Consider the following 18,380-nt stretch of genomic DNA (forward strand, 5'->3'; position numbering starts at 1 on the left):
CCCGAAAATCTTTAAATCCCAAAAGCTTGAGAACCTTACCGACAAAAGCTTGGTCGTGGGGGCCTTCTACTCCAATAATGGCGTATTTCACACGCGCACCTCCTGACCCAAATCCTCCCGCAATCTTTGCAATCTTTCCCGTTCAATTCTAACTGCTTTAGTTTGTGACTCTTGTTTCTCTAAACGATAAAGAACTAAATCAGTGTCTGAATCGCTAGCATCTAAAATCGCATCAATTGCTTCTAAACTATGGGTAGTTGCAAATAACTGAACATTCATTTGCTTGCACCACTGCACAATCCAAGTAAATGAACTGCGAAGTGCGACCGTATGAATTGCTGTTTCTATCTCGTCAATTAGCAACACTCCACCTCTGACTTTTGTCAGCGTTAGAGCAATAAATAGCAAGCGACGTACTCCATCACCAAAAGAGCTTAATGGTGAAATTCCCACTTGTTTGTGATCGATATAGAGACTGCTACGATTGCCACCATGCGATAGAATCACTAAATCAATAATTCCTGAATCCATCACTTGCAATAGCTTAATCACTTCTGGCTTAAAACGCTGAAAAATAGCTTCTGAGAGCAAGCCAACTTGTGATTGTTCTATGCGGTGAGAAAAAGGTGTCACAGTATCAACTGACAGCATGGCATCTGAGCGAATTCGCCGATTCGTTAAACGCTCATTTTCCCAAATTTCAAAATATTCAGATAATTCATTGGGTGAATCCGATAGAATAGCTTTTAGCTCTATTTCTGCACCTCGCAAAGTATTGTCAAACCCAATATCTTCTGAGGATTGAATTTCGTCATCTTCTGATAATTCCACTCCATCAAATTCTTGGTAAATTGCCCTCGACTCTCTCACTGAAAACTTACCATTACCAGAAACGTGAGTTTCCATTTGGTTAAAATCTAATTGTTCTTCTTCTTCTTCTTTATTTTGAGGAAACAGCCATTTCAGTGCATCTAGTCTTGGCTTGCGAGAATATTTTATTTCTCGCCGCCACGATGTGTTTAGCCATTCCAGGGGATCTAAGGGGCGACAATAGGTTGATATCGCCTCTAAAACACTGGTTTTGCCTGAGTTATTCCCGCCAACCAAAATGTTAATTTGGCCCAAGTCCTGCAAGGTTAAATCTCGCAGGCCTCGGAACCGATGGATGGTTAAATTGTCAAGGTGTTTCATAAATCAGTGTAATGATACTTACAAGCCACGATCGCAATTTCGACCTCCGTGACTTGGTAAACTAAACGATGTTCGTTATCAATACGCCTAGACCAAAAACCACTTAACTCGTATTTCAGAGGTTCAGGTTTACCCAATCCTTCAAAGGGCGATCGGTCTATATCTTTAATTAATTCTACAATTTTGCGATAAATCTTTTTGTCTAATTTTGCCCATTCATTAAAATCTGCAAAAGCAGAGGATTCAAAAACAATTCTTCTGCTCATTGCAAATTCTGTAAGTTAACTTCAACTAAATTTTCTCGCTCTTTAACATTTTCAATAGCTTGCAAAAGTTTATGCTTGTTGACTTCTGATTGCAAAAGATATTCGGTTTCATCACATTCTGAAACAATTATTTCAATCTCTTTATTCCCAAAAGTCGCTTTGATTTGTTCTAAAAAATTAATATCGAGTTCACTGGCTTTTAAACGATAAACTGTTGACATCGTTTTTACCTATTTTTGATTATGATAATTATAGCGTTTTTAGTTGAATGATAACGAAGTATTCTCGGAAAAAACCCGGTTTCTGATAACCCACAAATCCTAGAAACCGGGTTTTTCGCAGTTTCTGGGAGGTGTGACGAGTATTCTGGAAAAAACCCGGTTTCTCGCCACCCATCCACTATTCATTGAAGGTGTTTTAGATACCTATGACTTGGCTACATAAGTCGATCGCACTTGCAACTCCTTCAACTGCTTCTCATCCACACTAGACGGCGCATTCGTCAACAAACACCCGGCTTGCTGCGTCTTCGGAAACGCCATGACATCCCGAATCGACTCCTCGCCAGCCAACAGCATCACCAACCGATCCAAACCGTAGGCTATGCCGCCGTGGGGAGGGGTTCCGTACTCAAACGCATCCAACAAAAAGCCAAACTTATTGTAAGCTTCCTCAGTCGATAAGCCGATCGCCTCAAACACCTTTTCCTGAACTTCCCGCTGATAAATCCGCAGAGAACCGCCACCGATTTCTGTACCGTTTAATACCAAATCGTAAGCTTGAGCTCTCGCTGTTTTCAAATCGGCAATATCGTCGGGATGCGGTGCGGTAAACGGGTGATGTAATGCTTCCAAACGCTTCTCATCGGCGTTCCATTCAAACATTGGGAAATCAGTCACCCACAGCAAATTCATCTTGTCTTTGTCAATAAATCCCAATTCGTTACCGACAAACAAACGCAATCTATCTAAAGTCTTATTGACAGTTATTGCGTCGGCTGCTGCGAATAACAACAAATGACCTGGTTTCGCCCCCGTGCGATCGAGCAATTCCTGTTTTTGCGCTTCAGTCAAATTATCCTTAATTGCGCCGATCGTATCAATTTCGCCATTCTCCCGCACCCGGATATAAGCTAATCCCTTCGCACCGGCTTCGCTGGCTTCCTTGAACAAATCGCCACCCGGTTTAATTCGCACGTTAGAAATCGCATCATTCCCGCCCGGAATCGGCAAAATTTTCACAATTCCGCCCGCAGCAATTGCACCGGAAAATACCTTAAATCCCGAATCTTTCATCAAATCGGAAACATCGACTAATTCCATACCGAAGCGAGTATCGGGTTTATCGCTACCGTAGCGATCCATTGCTTCGGCGTAAGTCAAACGCGGGAAAGGACAAGGCAATTCTACGCCTTTCACACTTTGAAAAATATTGCAGACTAAACCTTCATTTAATTCGATCACTTCTTCCACAGACATGAAACTCATTTCCATGTCCAATTGTGTAAATTCTGGCTGTCTGTCGGCGCGCAAATCTTCATCGCGGAAGCAGCGAGCAATCTGATAATATCTGTCAAAACCAGACACCATTAATAATTGTTTGAACAACTGCGGCGACTGCGGCAAAGCATACCATTCACCGGGATTGACGCGGCTTGGAACTAAATAATCTCTGGCACCTTCGGGAGTGGCGCGAGTTAAAATCGGTGTTTCAATTTCCATGAAACCTTCCACATCTTCGAGATGGCGGCGCATGGCTTTGACTACTTGGTGGCGAAGCTGTAAATTGCGACTCATGCGATCGCGCCGCAAGTCTAAATAGCGATATTTCAGGCGCAAATCTTCCCGCACGCTTTCATTTTCCGCCGTGGCTACCTGAAACGGTAACTGTTTGCGCACCGCATTCAACAATTCAATTTCGTCTGCATAAATTTCTACCTCACCCGTAGCTAATTTCGGGTTGAGGGAATCTGCGGGGCGGCTGGTGACTCGCCCGGTAATTTTGACTACGTATTCGTTGCGCAAAGCATCTGCTGCTTGATAGGAATCGGGGGTGCGTTGGGGATCGCTGACAATTTGCAATAAGCCCGATCGATCGCGCAAATCCAGAAAAATCACCCCGCCATGATCGCGGCGGCGATCCACCCATCCGTAGAGGGTGACAGTTTGTCCGATGTGTTCGCTTCGCAGTTCGCCGCAGTAGTAACTTCTCATGGTTGGGGGTTTATGAACTAAAAATAAGGCTTTTTGATTATAGCGCTTAGTGTCAAAACCTTTTATGAACAGGCAAGATGCCTGTTCCACAAGAAAATTCAATCTTTGTGGAACAGGCCGGAAAGCCTGTTGCTCAAAATGCTGCAAAATATGAGTTTAATGCTTCTTGTCAAAAAACTTGGTCAGCGCATTCCATGCAGACTTCGACGCATCCGTCAAGCGACTGCCGATCGACTCAATTTCCCCAACCACAACGTGCCAATTTTTTTCAGTTTCTTTCTGAATTTGGTCAACAGCTTGTTCAATGCGATCGCGTTCGATCAACTTATTTTGTTCTACCGCTTCTCGCGCTTGGCGAACCGCTTTCAAATAGGCCTCGCGACTGACTTCGCCTGCATCTTGCACTTGTGATTGCGCGCGAGTTTTGATCGCATCAACCACCAGCCAATTTTTCTCTGCTTCTTTTTGAATCAGCCCCACTGCATCTGTCATTCTTTCTTTGGCGATGGTCTTATTTTTGGCGAGGGCTACCTGGGCTTTCTGCACAGCTTTTAAGTAAGCTTCACGGGTGAGATCGCCGGCTGCTTGTACCTCTGCGGCTGCACGTTTTTTAATCGCTTCAAATAATACAGCAGTTTCTGCGATCGCCTCTTCTGTAGCTTCGGGCATCTCCTTTTTGACGATCGCAGTCGTTTCGGGAGTTACATCTATAATTGTTTCTTCGGTCATATTTGGATCTGTCATATGAATCATCTCCTGATTAGCAAACGTTTTGAAAAAAGTCCACAGTCTTTAGGCAGATTTTGTGTGTAGCGCCCAAATCAATTCTGGCGATCGCTTGTTTACATTGTAGTATTTATATCATGAAAGCTCATGTGTAGAATACCGCCAATTCTCAGGTACGGTTTCGCACACTTTAGTTATTGGGCATTGGGAATTGGGCATTGGGAATTGGGCATTGGGAATTGGTTATTGGGAATTGGTTATTGGGAATTGGTTATTGGGAATTGGAAATTGGTAAGAGTTATGGCAGTCGGTAAGGCGCTTTAGTCATTGTTCCCTGAGCGGAGTCGAAGGGCACAATGACTAAATCACCTTAACAGTCTTGGCGATTGTTATAACAGTTAACGGTCAACCCTTCGACTCCGCTCAGGGCACCGCAGTCAACTGTCAACAACTATTTAATTTTATGCTACAAAATCCCAATTTTCGAGTTCCGATCGCCATTAGTTTCGGTGCAGTTGCCGGCGCTTTGAGCCGCTATTATATCACATTATGGTTTGCTAACCGTTTTAGCACTGCTTTTCCCTACGCAACTTTTTTTATTAACATTACTGGTTGCTTTGCTATGGGATTTTTTATTACCCTAGTATCGGAACGAGTTATAATTATTCCTCTAGAAGTTCGGTTAATGGTAACAACTGGCTTCCTGGGTGCTTATACGACTTTTTCTACTTACGGTTTAGAGACAAATGCCTTGTGGCGCGATCGATCTTATAGCGTGGCAACTTTTTACTGGGCTGGCAGTGCCATACTAGGAGTCATTGCGGTTCAGTTAGGTATCATTCTAGCGCGAATTGGCAAATAGATAAAATAACAGTAAAAAAATCTTAATCATCGCCCATTGGGTGGGCTATTGATTAAATTAATGCCCAATTTAAAATCCAGTTTTTTGATAAAATCGGGTTTGTGCGATCGCTCTTCATTTCAGTTTTAATTGATATTTGACAGATTATAGGCATTCCCGCTAGCAGGTCTTGCTAAAAATGACTTTATGGGGTATAGGTATGGGAACCCAAGAATAAATTTAGGACTTACGCCCAGTGTCCGTATATGGTGTGAAGGTAGCGGCAATCGCCCCGTGGCGGTAGGCGCGATCGTTGCGTCGCCCGCTCTGTCGAACCATTACCCAGTCTGTGGTGGTGTGGCCTAAGTCCTGGAATTGTAAAACTAGCCAACGCGGACTCGTGCCTGCGGACAAGTATCTATTGTCATTTTTCGAGAGTTTTGACTAATAACTACTGACTAATGACTAATAACTACTGACTAATAACTACTGACTAATGACTAATAACTACTGACTAATGACTAATAACTACTGACTAATGACTAATGACTACTGACTAATTTCAACAAAACAGAGGAGGTTTAGTTGTGGTAGTTAAAATAGCAACAGAAAGCCTCATTACCTTAGAAGGTGTCAGTAAGGTTTACCAACAACCCAACGGTCAAACAATCTCAATTTTAGAACCCATTGATTTAGAATTGCGATCGGGGGAAATAGTAGCCCTTCTCGGCCCATCTGGTTCTGGGAAATCAACATTAATGCGGATGATTGCCGGACTGATACCGCCCAGTACGGGTCAAGTTCTTTACCACAATCGTCCTTTGGTCGGATTAAATCCAGGGATAGCAATTGTCTTTCAAAACTTTGCCCTTTATCCCTGGCTGACGGTACTAGAAAATGTAGAATTAGGCTTAAAAGCTAAAGGAGAATTGCCAGAACCGCGCCGACAAAAAGCTTTGCGAATGATTGATATTATCGGTTTGGACGGATTTGAAAATGCTTATCCGAAAGAACTTTCTGGTGGTATGCGACAGCGGGTGGGATTTGCTAGAGCTTTGGCGGTGGAACCAGAATTACTGTGCATGGATGAACCATTTTCAGCTTTAGATGTACTAACAGCAGAAAACTTGAGGTTTGAGTTATTAGATTTGTGGCTAGAAAAAAAGATTCCAACTCAAGCAGTGTTAATCGTGACTCACGGGATTGAGGAAGCAGTAATATTAGCAGATCGGATTGTAGTTTTGGGTCGCAATCCGGGGCGAATTCGCGCCGAGTTGACGGTTCCTTTGCCGCACTATCGCGATCGCAAAACTCCGCAATTTCAAGCCATCGTAGACCAAGTTTACAAAATTTTGACCAATCCCGATTTGAGTTGCGAAACTGTCCCGCAGCCAGACACTACTTTATCTCAACCTCAACCCGCTCAAAGTGCTCAATACCAATCCCTCCCCCAAGTACGAATTGGGGCTGTTGCAGGTCTTTTAGAACTATTAGAAGACCGCAAAGAGAAAGACCTCTATCGGCTTGGTCAAGAATTAATGTTAGAGGTTGACGACATTTTGCCGATCGTTGAAGCCGCAAAATTAATGGATTTTCTAGCAATCCAAGAAGGAGACCTCTTCCTGACTGCTGTTGGTTTGGAGTTCATTGCTGGTGGGATAGATCGGCGCAAACAAATTGTTCGTACCCAAATTCTGGGGAATATTCGCCTAGTACAGCAGATTTCGCGAATGCTTCAGTCCAAGCGCAATCACCGCATTTCTGAAGAATTGATTTTGGATATTCTGGAAGCCCATTTTAGCCCCCAAGAAGCAATGCGGCAATTGAAAACTGCTATTGATTGGGGGCGCTATGCTGAGTTGTATAGTTATGACGAACCGGGAGGCGAAATTTTCTTAGAATCGGAAGATAAAGGTGAGTAGTTAGTTGACTGTTGACTGTTAACTGTTGTCTGTTGTCTGTTATACCAATTTTTTATGAGGCTGCATAGAATTCGATCCCCCCTAACCCCCCTTAATAAGGGGGGGACAAGATTCCGATCAAAGTCCCCCTTATTAAGGGGGATTTAGGGGGATCGAGATATATGCAGCTTCACATTAAATTGGTTCTTTTTGATTGCGATCGAGTCTTTTACTTTGGGAGACAAAAACTTTCAACTACCGGGACTTGGTTCCTATTTGGGTAAGGCGGCCAATGAAGGAAATTTTGGTGCGATCGGCTGGGGCTTAGCAGTTTTAATCGGTGTGATTGTAGCCATTGATTTTTTTGTATGGCAGCCTTTGATTGCTTGGGCTTAAATATCAAGCTGTGGAAGCGGCTAATGTACCTCAGTCAAATGTTTTGGATTTTTTCAGGCGATCGGCAACACTGCGGATGTTGAAGTCTCGCATTGCGCCGATCGGGGACAATTTCGATCGCGGTTTAGCCAGAGCTTTTGCACCAGCTAGTTTACCCAAAAATCCCCAACAAACAAATCCCATTGGTAATTGGATTAATTGGATATTTGTCAGCGGGTTTGCTGTGATTGTGCTTTGGGGAACTTGGGAAGCCGTGCTGTTGCTGCGAATGCTGAGTTTGGGCGACTGGCAAAAAGTGATTGGAGGTGCAATTTTCACAGCTTTGCGAGTCATCTGCGCCTTATTTTTATCGCTATTGTGGACAGTACCAGTGGGAGTGGCGATCGGTCGAAATCCGCGTTTAGCTCAGATTTTGCAACCCTTAGTACAAATAGCTGCTTCTGTACCAGCAACGGCTTTATTCCCAGTATTATTGCTAGCTTTAATTCACGCGGGTGGTGGCTTACAAATTGGTTCCGTGGCCTTGATGATGTTAGGTACTATGTGGTATTTACTGTTTAATGTAATTGCCGGTGCTCAAGCAATACCTTCTGAGTTATTTGAAGCTGCACAAGTTTATAAACTGTCCCTGATTCAGCGGTGGACAAATTTAATCTTGCCGGGAATATTCCCCTATTTAATTACAGGTATTATTACGGCGGTTGGTGGTGCTTGGAATGCCAGTATTGTTAGTGAATACGTGCAGTTCAAAGGTGAAATAATTATGACTGAGGGTTTGGGAGAAACTATTTCTCAAGCGACAGCTTCCGGTAATTTTCCCTTGTTGTTGGCTGCTACTTCTGTGATGTCGCTGTTGGTTGTATTAACTAACCGTTTAGTGTGGCGTCCGCTTTACCGTTTAGCACAAGAAAAATATCAATTGTTGGTTTAAGCAGTTCCAGATAAGTAGAAGGAAGAAGGAAGAGGACCCCCCCTGCCCCCCCCAAGGGGGGAAGATCGATGTGAAGAATAGACATCTCCTAAAAAGATAGTCAACAACAGGCAGGATGCCTGTTCCACAGGAATTATGGGAGATGTCTAATAGCAAGCCAGTAAGCTTTTGAGCGATTTGGATCTTGCATTTAATTAGGAGGACTTACTTACCCAAAATAACACCAATAAACATGATTTGTAGGATACATTTTGATTGAGATGGTGAGGCATTTAAAAATTAACATAGTTTCTCCTCATTATAAGTCTGATAACTATAACCATGGGTGTCAATAGGTTATAGACTGGATGTAGAAACGCGGGCAACACAGGTTTAGGAGGGTGGCCAGTGACGGAAAACAATTATCAATTATCTTCGCTACCGACCTACGCGCGAAAAGAATTGCGGGAATTAGTCCGATCGCAATTAAAGGCCCTGTTGGAACAAGGAGACTGGACAGGAGCAAAAGCGATTTTGCAGCCGGTGCAGGAAGCTGACATCGCTGAAGCCATCGAAGGTTTACCAGAAACTATGCAGGTGATCGCTTTTCGTTTGCTGGCTAAAGACGAAGCCATCGGAGTTTACGAATATCTCGACTCCAGCGTCCAGCAGTCTCTGTGTGAAAAATTCAAACGCCAAGAAGTTATTGACATTGTAGACAAAATGTCACCGGACGATCGCGCTAAACTATTTGACGAACTGCCGGCAATATTAGTCCGCCGCCTGTTGGGTGAATTGAGCCCAACGGAACGGGAAGCTACGGCTCAACTGTTGGGTTACGAAGCTAGTACCGCCGGTCGGATCATGACCCCAGAATACATCTCTCTCAAAGAAAGCTTTACCGTCACCCAAGCTTTAGATAGAATCCGATCTTTGGCTAAGACTACAGAAACAATTTATTCTCTTTATGTCACCGATGCCGGTCGCTGTTTAACGGGTATTTTGTCCTTGCGGGATTTAGTCACTTCTCCCCTAGACAAAACTGTCGGTGAAATTATGACTCGCGAGGTGGTTTCAGTTCAAACTGGTACTGACCAAGAAGAAGTCGCTAGGCTGATCCAGCGTTATGATTTTTTGGCAGTGCCGGTAGTAGACCGGGAACAACGTCTCGTCGGTATTATTACAGTGGATGATGCGATCGACATTTTGGAACAAGAAGCAGCCAAAGATATTTATACCTTGGGCGGTGTTCAGTCCGGCGGTGACAATTATTTTCAGACCGATTTAATCACCGTTGCTCGCAAAAGGGTAGTTTGGCTATTTGTGCTGCTCTTAACTAATACTGTTACGGGGGCAATTATTCGAGCTCAAGAAGATATTTTGCAGCAAGTTGTAGCTCTAGCAGCCTTTATTCCATTGCTCACAGGTACGGGAGGTAATGTGGGAGCCCAGTCCTCAACGGTGGTAATTCGCGGTTTGAACACCGATGAAATTACAGCCATGGGGCCGTTGAAAATAATTGTGCGCGAGGGGATGGCGGGAGCGCTGCTAGGAGCTATATTGGGGACGGTAGCCACTGTTTGGGCTTATATTCTGCAAGGGAATTTAGCAGTGGCGATCGCAGTAGGGATCAGTTTGTTGGCGATCGCAATGTTAGCGTCGATTGCAGGTTCAGCTTTGCCCTTTTTATTTCGTTCTTTGGGTTTAGACCCAGCTTTGATGTCCGCACCCTTTATCACTACCGCAGTTGATGTCCTCGGTGTCTTAATTTATTTTTCTTTAGCTAGATTAATTTTGCAGGTTTAATATATTTAAGTAGATTTAGATACATCAAAAACCCAGAGTAATTTTAAATTCAGTAATGTAGATCCTACCAAGTATCAATTACTAATTTCTAATTCGCCATTCCCAATTCGCAATTCCCATTTAACATATGTCCTCATCCAATTCAAAAACCAAAATCCAAAATCCCAAATTGACCAATTTGTCAGAAACGGCTGAATTGTTTTTTTTGGCGGTCTCTGCCGTTGGATTAGCTGCTAGTTTGGTTTTCCAGCAGAGCATTTACGCCCAAGTGCCGATCGCCATTTCGCTACTGTTGAATTTTGTGAATCGACAGAAGTTGCAGCAGCAAATTAGGATGAGTACGGCTTCAACCTTCGATCGGGTAGATCGACACGCGACAACAACCGATCGCGCGATCGAACAATTACAAATAGCCGTAAAATCCTTAGATCAAGCTCTCCCCCAAATAGCAAACGAAAATATCAATGCTCAACCGGGAGAGAACGTACATTCTTTAATTTCAGCCGTTGAAAATATGCGTCAGCGGTTAATAATTTTAGAAAAAACTATGAAAATGATTCAAACCGAGATCGAAATTACCAGCCGCCAATTCAAACAGCGGCCAGAGTTACAACAAGTCGAAACTTTAACAACAATCATTCTCGATTTGCAGCAATTTATCAACGAACTGCCGCAGTGGGGAAATTTGCAGCAACGACAGCTAACAGAACTTCAGCAACAAGTAGAAAAGGCTTTGGGTGAGCTATCCCAAGAAATTGCTACTATTCCTAACCAAGTACAGGCGGCGGTAGAGCGTCACGGCGGGGAAATCAACCCAAATTTGGGTTCTGGTTTAAATGGCGATCGACCTAAAACCTACGATGTTGAAAAAATTAGACAGAAGTATCCCAGAGCTTATGTCAAGTGGAGTCGAGAAGAAGATCAGAAGTTGAAGAATGAATATGCTAGCGGTCAAAAAATTGGCGAATTAGCCAAGAAATTTCAGAGACAATCTGGGGCCATTCGTTCGCGATTGCGAAAATTAGGATTAATGGAATAATAGTAATAGAGCATTGGGAATCGGGAATAGGGAATGGTTAGAACCTCACCAATAACCAATAACCAACAACTAATAACCAATAATATAAAATCCTCTCTTCATCGTCCTGTATTAAACTCTCTCTTCTCTTCCTTCGCGTCATGAGCGCCTTCGCGGTTAAATGATTCCGATAGAACCGGAATAGATATAACAAATAACCAATAACTCATAAAAAAACGATCGCCCTTTTTGTTAAAAGAGCGATCGCCTAGTTTATTTATTCACCTGGCCGAAAACAGCCAGCCACTAACAGCAAATCTCAAGGTTAAAAAAAACCTTGGCTACCTCATTTTAGAAATCTTGCGGCAACAAAGAACTTAAACGATCCAACAACGGATCGGATTCCCGACGAGGAGTAACCTCAGCATCAGCAACTACATTCTTATCTGCTACAGACTCCGGCTCAACCCTGTCAGGCTCTACTACTTTGGAAACTTGAGCAAAAGAAACTTTAGCAAACTGGCTATTCACACTACCCTGCAACTGCGACAACTGCGTACTCAGTTGATTCATGTGATTTTGTAGTCCTTCCAAACGGCTTAATTCCTCAGCAGAAACATTGTGCTCGAACTCAGCAAATTTGACCGCCAGTTCAGCAATACGCTGTTCCAACCGCTGAAAGCTAGGTGTAGGACCAGCCGACTCAGACACCGACAAAAACTGCCACAAAGCTTGCTTGCAGAGATTGCTGAAAGTCTGATACTTAGTCAAAGCCAGCTCTTTTTCAATAGCGGCCAACAAAGTTTGATCGGCTGCATCTTCCGTAAACGCCACCGAGAAATTCGCCTTATTTTTTGCCCAAAGTGCCATAGGGTTCAAGCCTTAATGCGTTACTTAATAGTGGCTAGCTGAGCCTCAGCATATATAAACTGTCCCAAAGCATTTGCTTTCCGAGAGGGCTGAGCCAAGTGAGCCTTGAGATTAGCTTCTTTGAGCAAGGGTTGGAGAACTTCCCAGAAAAACTCGCCGCCACCGCCAGTCAGAACCACATCCGTCACCCGTTCTGGTAGCCACTGCACCAAACGCTCGGATAGTTCGTTAGCGAAAGTCTCGCGCAAATCCTTAATAATCGGATCTAAATTAGTTGGCTTAGTAGCTCCTCTAGGACGATATAAACGCTGGCCTTCCGGCTTGTTAACCGCTTCTAGTAAAGACAGAGATTGAGCATCTGCCCCTGGAATTTTGGAGGCGACTTGTTCATAGAACTTATTCATGGCGAAAGAATCGCTTTTAGAAGCAGCCCTAGCAAACCGGAAACGATCGACCATCAACAAATCAGTAGTTTGATGTCCGATATCGACTACAGCCACCGATAGTTCTGGCAACTCCGGCGAAAACTCCTTATTGTCTTGAGCTTCGCACCAAATCAGACTGCCGAACCCTTCAGGCATCACCCAAACGTGACTGATATTAATATCGACCCGCTCGCCCCGGTAAACCATCAGGTGCGGAGAGCGCAGTTGGCTGACAATTTCTTCCTTTTCCTTCTCAAACTGATCCTGGGAATAAAAGGGCAAACCTAGCACAACGGCTATGTCGCCTTTCATCTGGAAATATCCAGCACAGGAAAAAACCTTAACTAAAGCATCTACTACTTTAGACTGGTCGGCGGCGCCGAGATTAGCGCCAAAATCCGCAGCCAGTTGGCCTATAGCGTAACCCTTGCCCTGATACTCAAGCCACATATCCAACAGAGGGTCTGTGGCTTTCGACTCAAAGCTACCGCCCCGTACCTTTTCTACTGGCATAGAAGCCACGTTGGCGGGGATAAAAATAACACCATTGGGATTGCGGCTCACGCAGGCCTTAGTTGCCGTCCGACCCAAATCAGCACTAATAATCGATTTGTGAGAAGCGATCTTAGTCTGTTGCGTCAACATAGCCGAATTAGGAACAAGCTGTCTAGTTGTCATTGAAACGTTTTACCTCACTGAGCCTCACCATTATCATGCCTTATCCCTGGACACTGCCACGCTTAAAGACAGTGGGTTTTGCCGCGATTTTTCTAACTTTACCTAGATCGGCATTCAAATCAGCACCAAACATTATATTCGGGACGATCGCCTTTTATGAATTTAGATTTAGATTCTAGATATTACGGGCTATTCCACGGATTCATCTGGGCCCAGTTGTCGCCCGGATGCTTGATTGTCAGTTTTATTTTCCATCGTCTTGACCATACCCTGTTGCCTGAGAGGGCATTGTTAAGTTACATTTAGTTAAGATTCTGAGTGTTAAGTTTGCTCCCACTCCTTCGACACCGCGATCTTACCTGATTTGTCCACAATTCTAGACCCTCATAATTTATGAAAATTTCTTGGCGAACTATACTACTTTGGACTCTACCGGCCCTAGTGATCGGCTTCTTCCTGTGGCAAGGCGCTTTTGCACCCTCGCCTGCAGAAATGACCAAGAACACCGCCAGCACCCGCCTCAGCTACGGTAGATTCTTAGATTACTTAAACGCCGGTCGAGTCACCAGCGTAGACCTTTACGATGCAGGTCGGACGGCCATTGTCGAAGCTGTCGATCCAGAACTGGACAATCACGTACAGCGGTGGCGAGTGGATTTACCATCCAATGCCCCAGAATTGGTTTCCCGACTCAGAGCCTCCCAAATCAGCTTCGACACTCACCCCCTGCGTAACGACAGCGCTGTGTGGGGACTCTTAGGCAATCTCGTGTTTCCCCTGCTATTAGTGGGAGGGTTGTTTTTTCTGTTCCGCCGCAACGGTGGTAACGTTCCCGGTGGCCCTGGTCAAGCGATGAATTTTGGTAAATCCAAAGCTCGCTTTCAAATGGAAGCCAAAACAGGCGTGTTGTTCGATGATGTAGCCGGCGTTGAAGAAGCAAAAGAAGAACTCGCCGAAGTCGTCACATTCCTGAAAAAACCAGAACGGTTCACCGCAGTGGGAGCGAAAATTCCCAAGGGTGTGCTGCTAGTTGGCCCTCCCGGAACAGGTAAAACTATGCTCGCAAAAGCGATCGCAGGGGAAGCCGGCGTACCTTTCTTCAGCATCTCCGGTTCGGAATTTGTGGAAATGTTCGTAGGTGTGGGTGCTTCCCGCGTCCGAGACTTGTTTAAGAAAGCCAAGGAAAACGCTCCTTGTATCATTTTTATTGATGAAATTGATGCCGTGGGCCGTCAGCGCGGTTCCGGTATCGGCGGCGGTAATGATGAGCGCGAACAAACCCTCAACCAGTTGCTGACGGAAATGGACGGTTTTGAGGGCAATACTGGGATTATCATCATTGCGGCCACAAACCGTCCTGACGTGCTCGACTCTGCTTTGCTGCGGCCGGGACGTTTTGACCGCCAAGTGAGCGTAGATACGCCGGATATCAAGGGCAGGTTGGAGATTTTGGGGGTACACGCACGCAACAAGAAGTTGTCTGCTGAGATTTCCTTGGATGCGATCGCCCGTCGGACTCCTGGTTTTACCGGGGCTGATTTGGCAAACTTGCTCAACGAAGCTGCGATTTTAACTGCCCGTCGCCGGAAAGAAGCGATTACGATGCTGGAAATTGACGATGCAGTCGATCGGGTTGTGGCAGGTATGGAAGGCACTCCCTTGGTGGACAGCAAGAGCAAACGCTTAATTGCATACCATGAAATCGGTCACGCGATCGTCGGTACGGTGATTCAAGCCCACGATCCGGTGCAAAAAGTAACTTTAGTCCCTCGCGGACAAGCCCGTGGTTTAACATGGTTTATGCCTAGCGAAGACCAAGGTTTGATTTCGCGATCGCAAATTTTGGCACGGATTAGCGGTGCTTTGGGAGGCCGCGCGGCCGAAGAAGTAGTTTTCGGCGATGCCGAAGTAACCACCGGTGCGGGTAACGACTTGCAACAAGTCAGCGGTATGGCGCGCCAAATGGTGACTCGCTATGGAATGTCAGACTTGGGCCCGATCGCCTTAGAAGCTCAACAAAGTGAAATTTTCCTCGGCCGCGACTACACAGCGCGATCGGAATATTCCGAAGAAATAGCCTCTCGGATTGACGGACAAGTTCGAGCAATTGTCGATCATTGCTACAATGATGCGCGCCGAATTATTCGGGAAAATCGCACAGTAATCGATCGCCTAGTTGATTTGTTGATTGAAAAAGAAACCATCGACGGTGAAGAATTCCGGCAAATAGTGGCTGAATACACTTTTGTCCCCGAAAAAGAACAGTACGTTCCTCAGCTTTAACAGAATATTCAGCGCGAATATAATTCGCTCCTACAACAACGAAGTCCACTCCTAGGGGACTAAAGAAATTCAACCCGCGCCAGCGGGTTTTGTTTGTGTAAAAGCAGTTTTAACCGCTTTTGTTCCACCCAGAAATTCAACCCGCTTGGAGTGGGTTTTGTTTGTGTAGAAAATGTTAGGCTTGAAAAAACTCAAGTTTGGAACTACAAATTCACTACCGAGTATGTGTATTCATCCCACAGGCGACGATGAAACTCTTGACACCAGCCAAGCATTAGTAGCAAAGCAAAAATTAAAAATCAGAGAACTCGAAGATGAGTTACAGCAACAAAAAGAATTGTGCGTATATTTAGGGACACAACTCCAAGCCGTCCAATATCTCTGCTCCTTCGATTCCAACACTCAATTGGATCTCGCCGAGACTCGCACCGGGTTCATCGCATCTCTCCAAAAAAGCCAGGAACATTACCGAATTCAAGATATAGCAGCACAACAGCAAGCAGAAATAGCGCTGGGATTAATTAAAAACGATCTCAAAATTAAATATCAAAAGCGTACTGAGGATTTAAAAATTGCCAACCAACTGTTGCGAGAAGAAATTATCGAGCGCTGGCGCACAGAAGAAGCTTTGAGGGAAAGTCAGCAACAGCTAGAACTGTTTTTTTCTCAATCTTTAGATGGCTTTTTATTTGTGATGCTAGATGAACCTGTAGAGTGGAATGATGCAGTTGATCGAGAACAAGTCTTGGATTATGTATTTGAGCGGGGGCGAGTAACGAAAGCAAATGATGCTTTGATAGCTCAATATGCTTCTACTAGGGAAGAGTTTATTGGTCAGACACTTAACTTTTTTTTATCCCACAACTGGGCTGATGGTAGAGAGGTCATCAGGCAATTATTTGAAGCTGGCAGAATTCATATAGAATGCGACCATCGCCAGTTTGACGGGACTCCCATTAGCGTCAAAGCTGACTATATTTGCATTTACGATACCTATGGCAGAATCGTCGGATATTTTGGCGTGGAGTGCGATATTACCGCACGAAAACAAGCAGAAGCAGCACTTAAAGAAAGCGAAGAAAGGTTTAGACAGCTAGCAGAAAATATCGAAAGTGTGTTTTGGATTAGCGATATTCCTAAAGATGAAATAATTTACGTCAGCCCTGCTTACGAAAAAATATGGGGTATAAAATGTGCGGAATTGTATGCTGAACCAAAGTCTTTTTTAGAGCGAATTCATCCAGAAGATAAACAGCGAATTGTTGGTAATTTACCAAAACAAATATTGGGTAAATACGATGAAGAGTATCGATTAGTTAAACCGAATGGGGAAATTAGCTGGATTCGAGACCGCGCTTTTCCGATTACAAATGCAACGGGTGCAGTCTACCGTATAGTTGGCATTGCAGAAGATATCAGCGATCGAAAAAGAGTACAAAAAGAACTACAAGATGCCAAGCAAATGTATCAGCAAATTCTTGATGCTATTACAGACATCATACTGGTAAAAGGGCCAGAATCTCGCATCGTCTGGGCAAACAAAGCCTTTCGCGACTATTACCAAAGGGAAAATTCGGAACTGATAGGTATCATTGACGCTGAGTTTCAAGAACCGGAATATACTCAACAATATCTCCTCGACGATGCCAGGGTATTCAACACCGGTGAAGTTGGGCAAATATTAGAAGAACCTCTGAAAAATAGTTACGGTGAAGTCAACTATTTCGACACAATTAAATCACCAATTTTTGACACGGAAGGTAAAGTGGTAATGACCGTCGGAGTTTCTCGGAATACCACCGAACGGAAACAGGCCCAAAAAGCTCTCCGGGAAAGTGAAGAACGCTTCCGTCAGTTAGCAGAAAATATCCAAGATTCTTTCTGGCTAGTTTCTGTTGAGTTGACCGATATTTTGTATGTCAGCCCAGCTTACGAACAAATCTGGGGGCGATCGCGCGAAGATTTGTACGCCCATAACTACAATTGGATAGATTGGGTGCATCCTGAAGACCAAAACCTTTTGCATCAGTCATTTGGGCGAATCGTAGCCGGCGAATCTACTAACACTGAATATAGAATTTTACGTCCAGACGGCACAATTTGTTGGGTGTGCGATCGAGCTTTTCCCATTTACAATGAGTCGGGGAAACTGTATCGCGTGGCTGGTATTTGCGAAGATATTAGCGATCGCAAATTTGCCGAATCGCGCCTCCAAGGAACACTGCGGGAAAAAGAAGTATTGCTTAAGGAGATTCACCACCGAGTTAAAAATAATATGCAGGTAATTTCGAGTTTGCTAGAACTTCAAGCTCAATACATTGATGATGAAGCGACGCTATTTTTATTTGAAGAAAGCCAGAGCAGGATTCATTCCATGGCTTTGATTCACGAACAACTTTATCAATCGGATAATCTGGCTCGGATCGACATTCAAAATTACGTAGAAAACTTGGCTGCTAATTTGTTTCAATCTTTTGGTTTATACAATGATTCGATCCAAATAAATCTGAATATAGAGCCAATTTATTTAAATATAGAGACAGCTATTCCTTGCGGATTGATTATTAACGAGCTGGTGTCTAATTCTTTAAAATATGCTTTCATTCCCACTCGGAAAGGTGAAATCACCATTAATTTTTTGGAACTTGTAGACACTGAATTTCACTTAAGTATTCAAGACAATGGTCGAGGATTTCCCCCAGGATTTGATGTGGAAAATACTGAGACCCTAGGATTGCGATTGGTTAAGATGTTGGCAGAGCAATTAGATGGAGAAATTACAATTGAAAGTAAGTGTGGAATCTGTTATAATATTTTGTTTAAAGAATTGAATTATCGGCGACGTATTTAAAATAA

The 18,380-nt window shown here is 44.1% G+C and carries 15 protein-coding genes; 8 read left to right on the plus strand and 7 right to left on the minus strand.

The window, feature by feature from the left end:
- Positions 1 to 87: 87 nt before the first annotated feature.
- The 5 genes from P2A85_RS15050 to P2A85_RS15070 form a co-directional block, all read right to left on the minus strand.
- Entirely contained in the window at positions 88 to 1,191 is a 1,104-nt protein-coding gene (locus P2A85_RS15050) for an ATP/GTP-binding protein (protein WP_377473409.1), read from the minus strand.
- A complete protein-coding gene (locus P2A85_RS15055) occupies positions 1,188 to 1,457 on the minus strand; it encodes a Txe/YoeB family addiction module toxin (RefSeq protein WP_340520125.1) in 270 nt (89 codons plus the stop codon). The genes P2A85_RS15050 and P2A85_RS15055 overlap by 4 nt, the downstream gene beginning before the upstream one ends.
- Positions 1,454 to 1,678 carry a hypothetical protein gene (locus P2A85_RS15060; protein ID WP_340520124.1) on the minus strand — a complete coding sequence of 75 codons (225 nt, stop codon included), beginning with the start codon at positions 1,676 to 1,678 and terminating at the stop codon, positions 1,454 to 1,456. Before P2A85_RS15060 ends, P2A85_RS15055 begins: the two co-directional genes overlap by 4 nt.
- Positions 1,679 to 1,882: 204 nt before the next feature.
- Positions 1,883 to 3,670, minus strand: coding sequence for an aspartate--tRNA ligase (gene aspS / locus P2A85_RS15065; protein WP_377473412.1), 1,788 nt, complete (start codon positions 3,668 to 3,670; stop codon positions 1,883 to 1,885).
- A gap of 156 nt (positions 3,671 to 3,826) precedes the next feature.
- Positions 3,827 to 4,414 (minus strand): hypothetical protein, encoded by a 588-nt coding sequence (locus P2A85_RS15070; protein ID WP_377473414.1) that lies wholly within the window; start codon positions 4,412 to 4,414, stop codon positions 3,827 to 3,829.
- 361 nt (positions 4,415 to 4,775) lie between these two features.
- Here P2A85_RS15070 and crcB point away from each other — a divergent pair, with 361 nt between their 5' ends.
- The 6 genes from crcB (at position 4,776) to P2A85_RS15100 (ending at position 11,289) form a co-directional block, all read left to right on the plus strand.
- Positions 4,776 to 5,258, plus strand: coding sequence for a fluoride efflux transporter CrcB (crcB, locus tag P2A85_RS15075; protein WP_377473416.1), 483 nt, complete (start codon positions 4,776 to 4,778; stop codon positions 5,256 to 5,258).
- A 566-nt stretch (positions 5,259 to 5,824) separates the two neighbouring features.
- Entirely contained in the window at positions 5,825 to 7,159 is a 1,335-nt protein-coding gene (locus P2A85_RS15080; protein ID WP_377473418.1) for a nitrate/sulfonate/bicarbonate ABC transporter ATP-binding protein, read from the plus strand.
- Between the two features lie 189 nt (positions 7,160 to 7,348).
- Entirely contained in the window at positions 7,349 to 7,534 is a 186-nt protein-coding gene (locus P2A85_RS15085; RefSeq protein WP_377473420.1) for a hypothetical protein, read from the plus strand.
- Positions 7,521 to 8,465, plus strand: coding sequence for an ABC transporter permease subunit (locus P2A85_RS15090; RefSeq protein ID WP_377473422.1), 945 nt, complete (start codon positions 7,521 to 7,523; stop codon positions 8,463 to 8,465). The genes P2A85_RS15085 and P2A85_RS15090 overlap by 14 nt, the downstream gene beginning before the upstream one ends.
- Before the next feature lie 387 nt (positions 8,466 to 8,852).
- Complete coding sequence (mgtE, locus tag P2A85_RS15095) at positions 8,853 to 10,250, plus strand: magnesium transporter (RefSeq protein ID WP_371118919.1); 1,398 nt, start codon at positions 8,853 to 8,855, stop codon at positions 10,248 to 10,250.
- A gap of 169 nt (positions 10,251 to 10,419) precedes the next feature.
- Positions 10,420 to 11,289, plus strand: coding sequence for a hypothetical protein (locus tag P2A85_RS15100; RefSeq protein ID WP_377473424.1), 870 nt, complete (start codon positions 10,420 to 10,422; stop codon positions 11,287 to 11,289).
- 330 nt (positions 11,290 to 11,619) lie between these two features.
- On the opposite strand, the gene P2A85_RS15105 is transcribed toward P2A85_RS15100, so the two are convergent.
- Positions 11,620 to 12,138 carry a hypothetical protein gene (locus P2A85_RS15105; RefSeq protein WP_371123734.1) on the minus strand — a complete coding sequence of 173 codons (519 nt, stop codon included), beginning with the start codon at positions 12,136 to 12,138 and terminating at the stop codon, positions 11,620 to 11,622.
- Positions 12,139 to 12,158: 20 nt separating this feature from the next.
- On the minus strand, positions 12,159 to 13,241 hold the full coding sequence (locus P2A85_RS15110; protein WP_340520109.1) for a ParM/StbA family protein: 1,083 nt from the start codon (positions 13,239 to 13,241) through the stop codon (positions 12,159 to 12,161).
- 393 nt (positions 13,242 to 13,634) lie between these two features.
- Between P2A85_RS15110 and ftsH2 the strand changes: the two genes are divergently transcribed.
- Both ftsH2 and P2A85_RS15120 read left to right on the plus strand, forming a co-directional pair.
- Positions 13,635 to 15,524: an ATP-dependent zinc metalloprotease FtsH2 gene (gene ftsH2 / locus P2A85_RS15115; RefSeq protein WP_371117639.1), complete on the plus strand. Its 1,890-nt coding sequence runs from the start codon at positions 13,635 to 13,637 to the stop codon at positions 15,522 to 15,524.
- A gap of 181 nt (positions 15,525 to 15,705) precedes the next feature.
- Positions 15,706 to 18,375, plus strand: coding sequence for a PAS domain S-box protein (locus P2A85_RS15120; RefSeq protein WP_377473427.1), 2,670 nt, complete (start codon positions 15,706 to 15,708; stop codon positions 18,373 to 18,375).
- The last annotated feature ends 5 nt before the right edge of the window (positions 18,376 to 18,380 follow it).

Source organism: Microcoleus anatoxicus, from assembly GCF_042465725.1.
Classification (GTDB): domain Bacteria; phylum Cyanobacteriota; class Cyanobacteriia; order Cyanobacteriales; family Microcoleaceae; genus Microcoleus; species Microcoleus anatoxicus.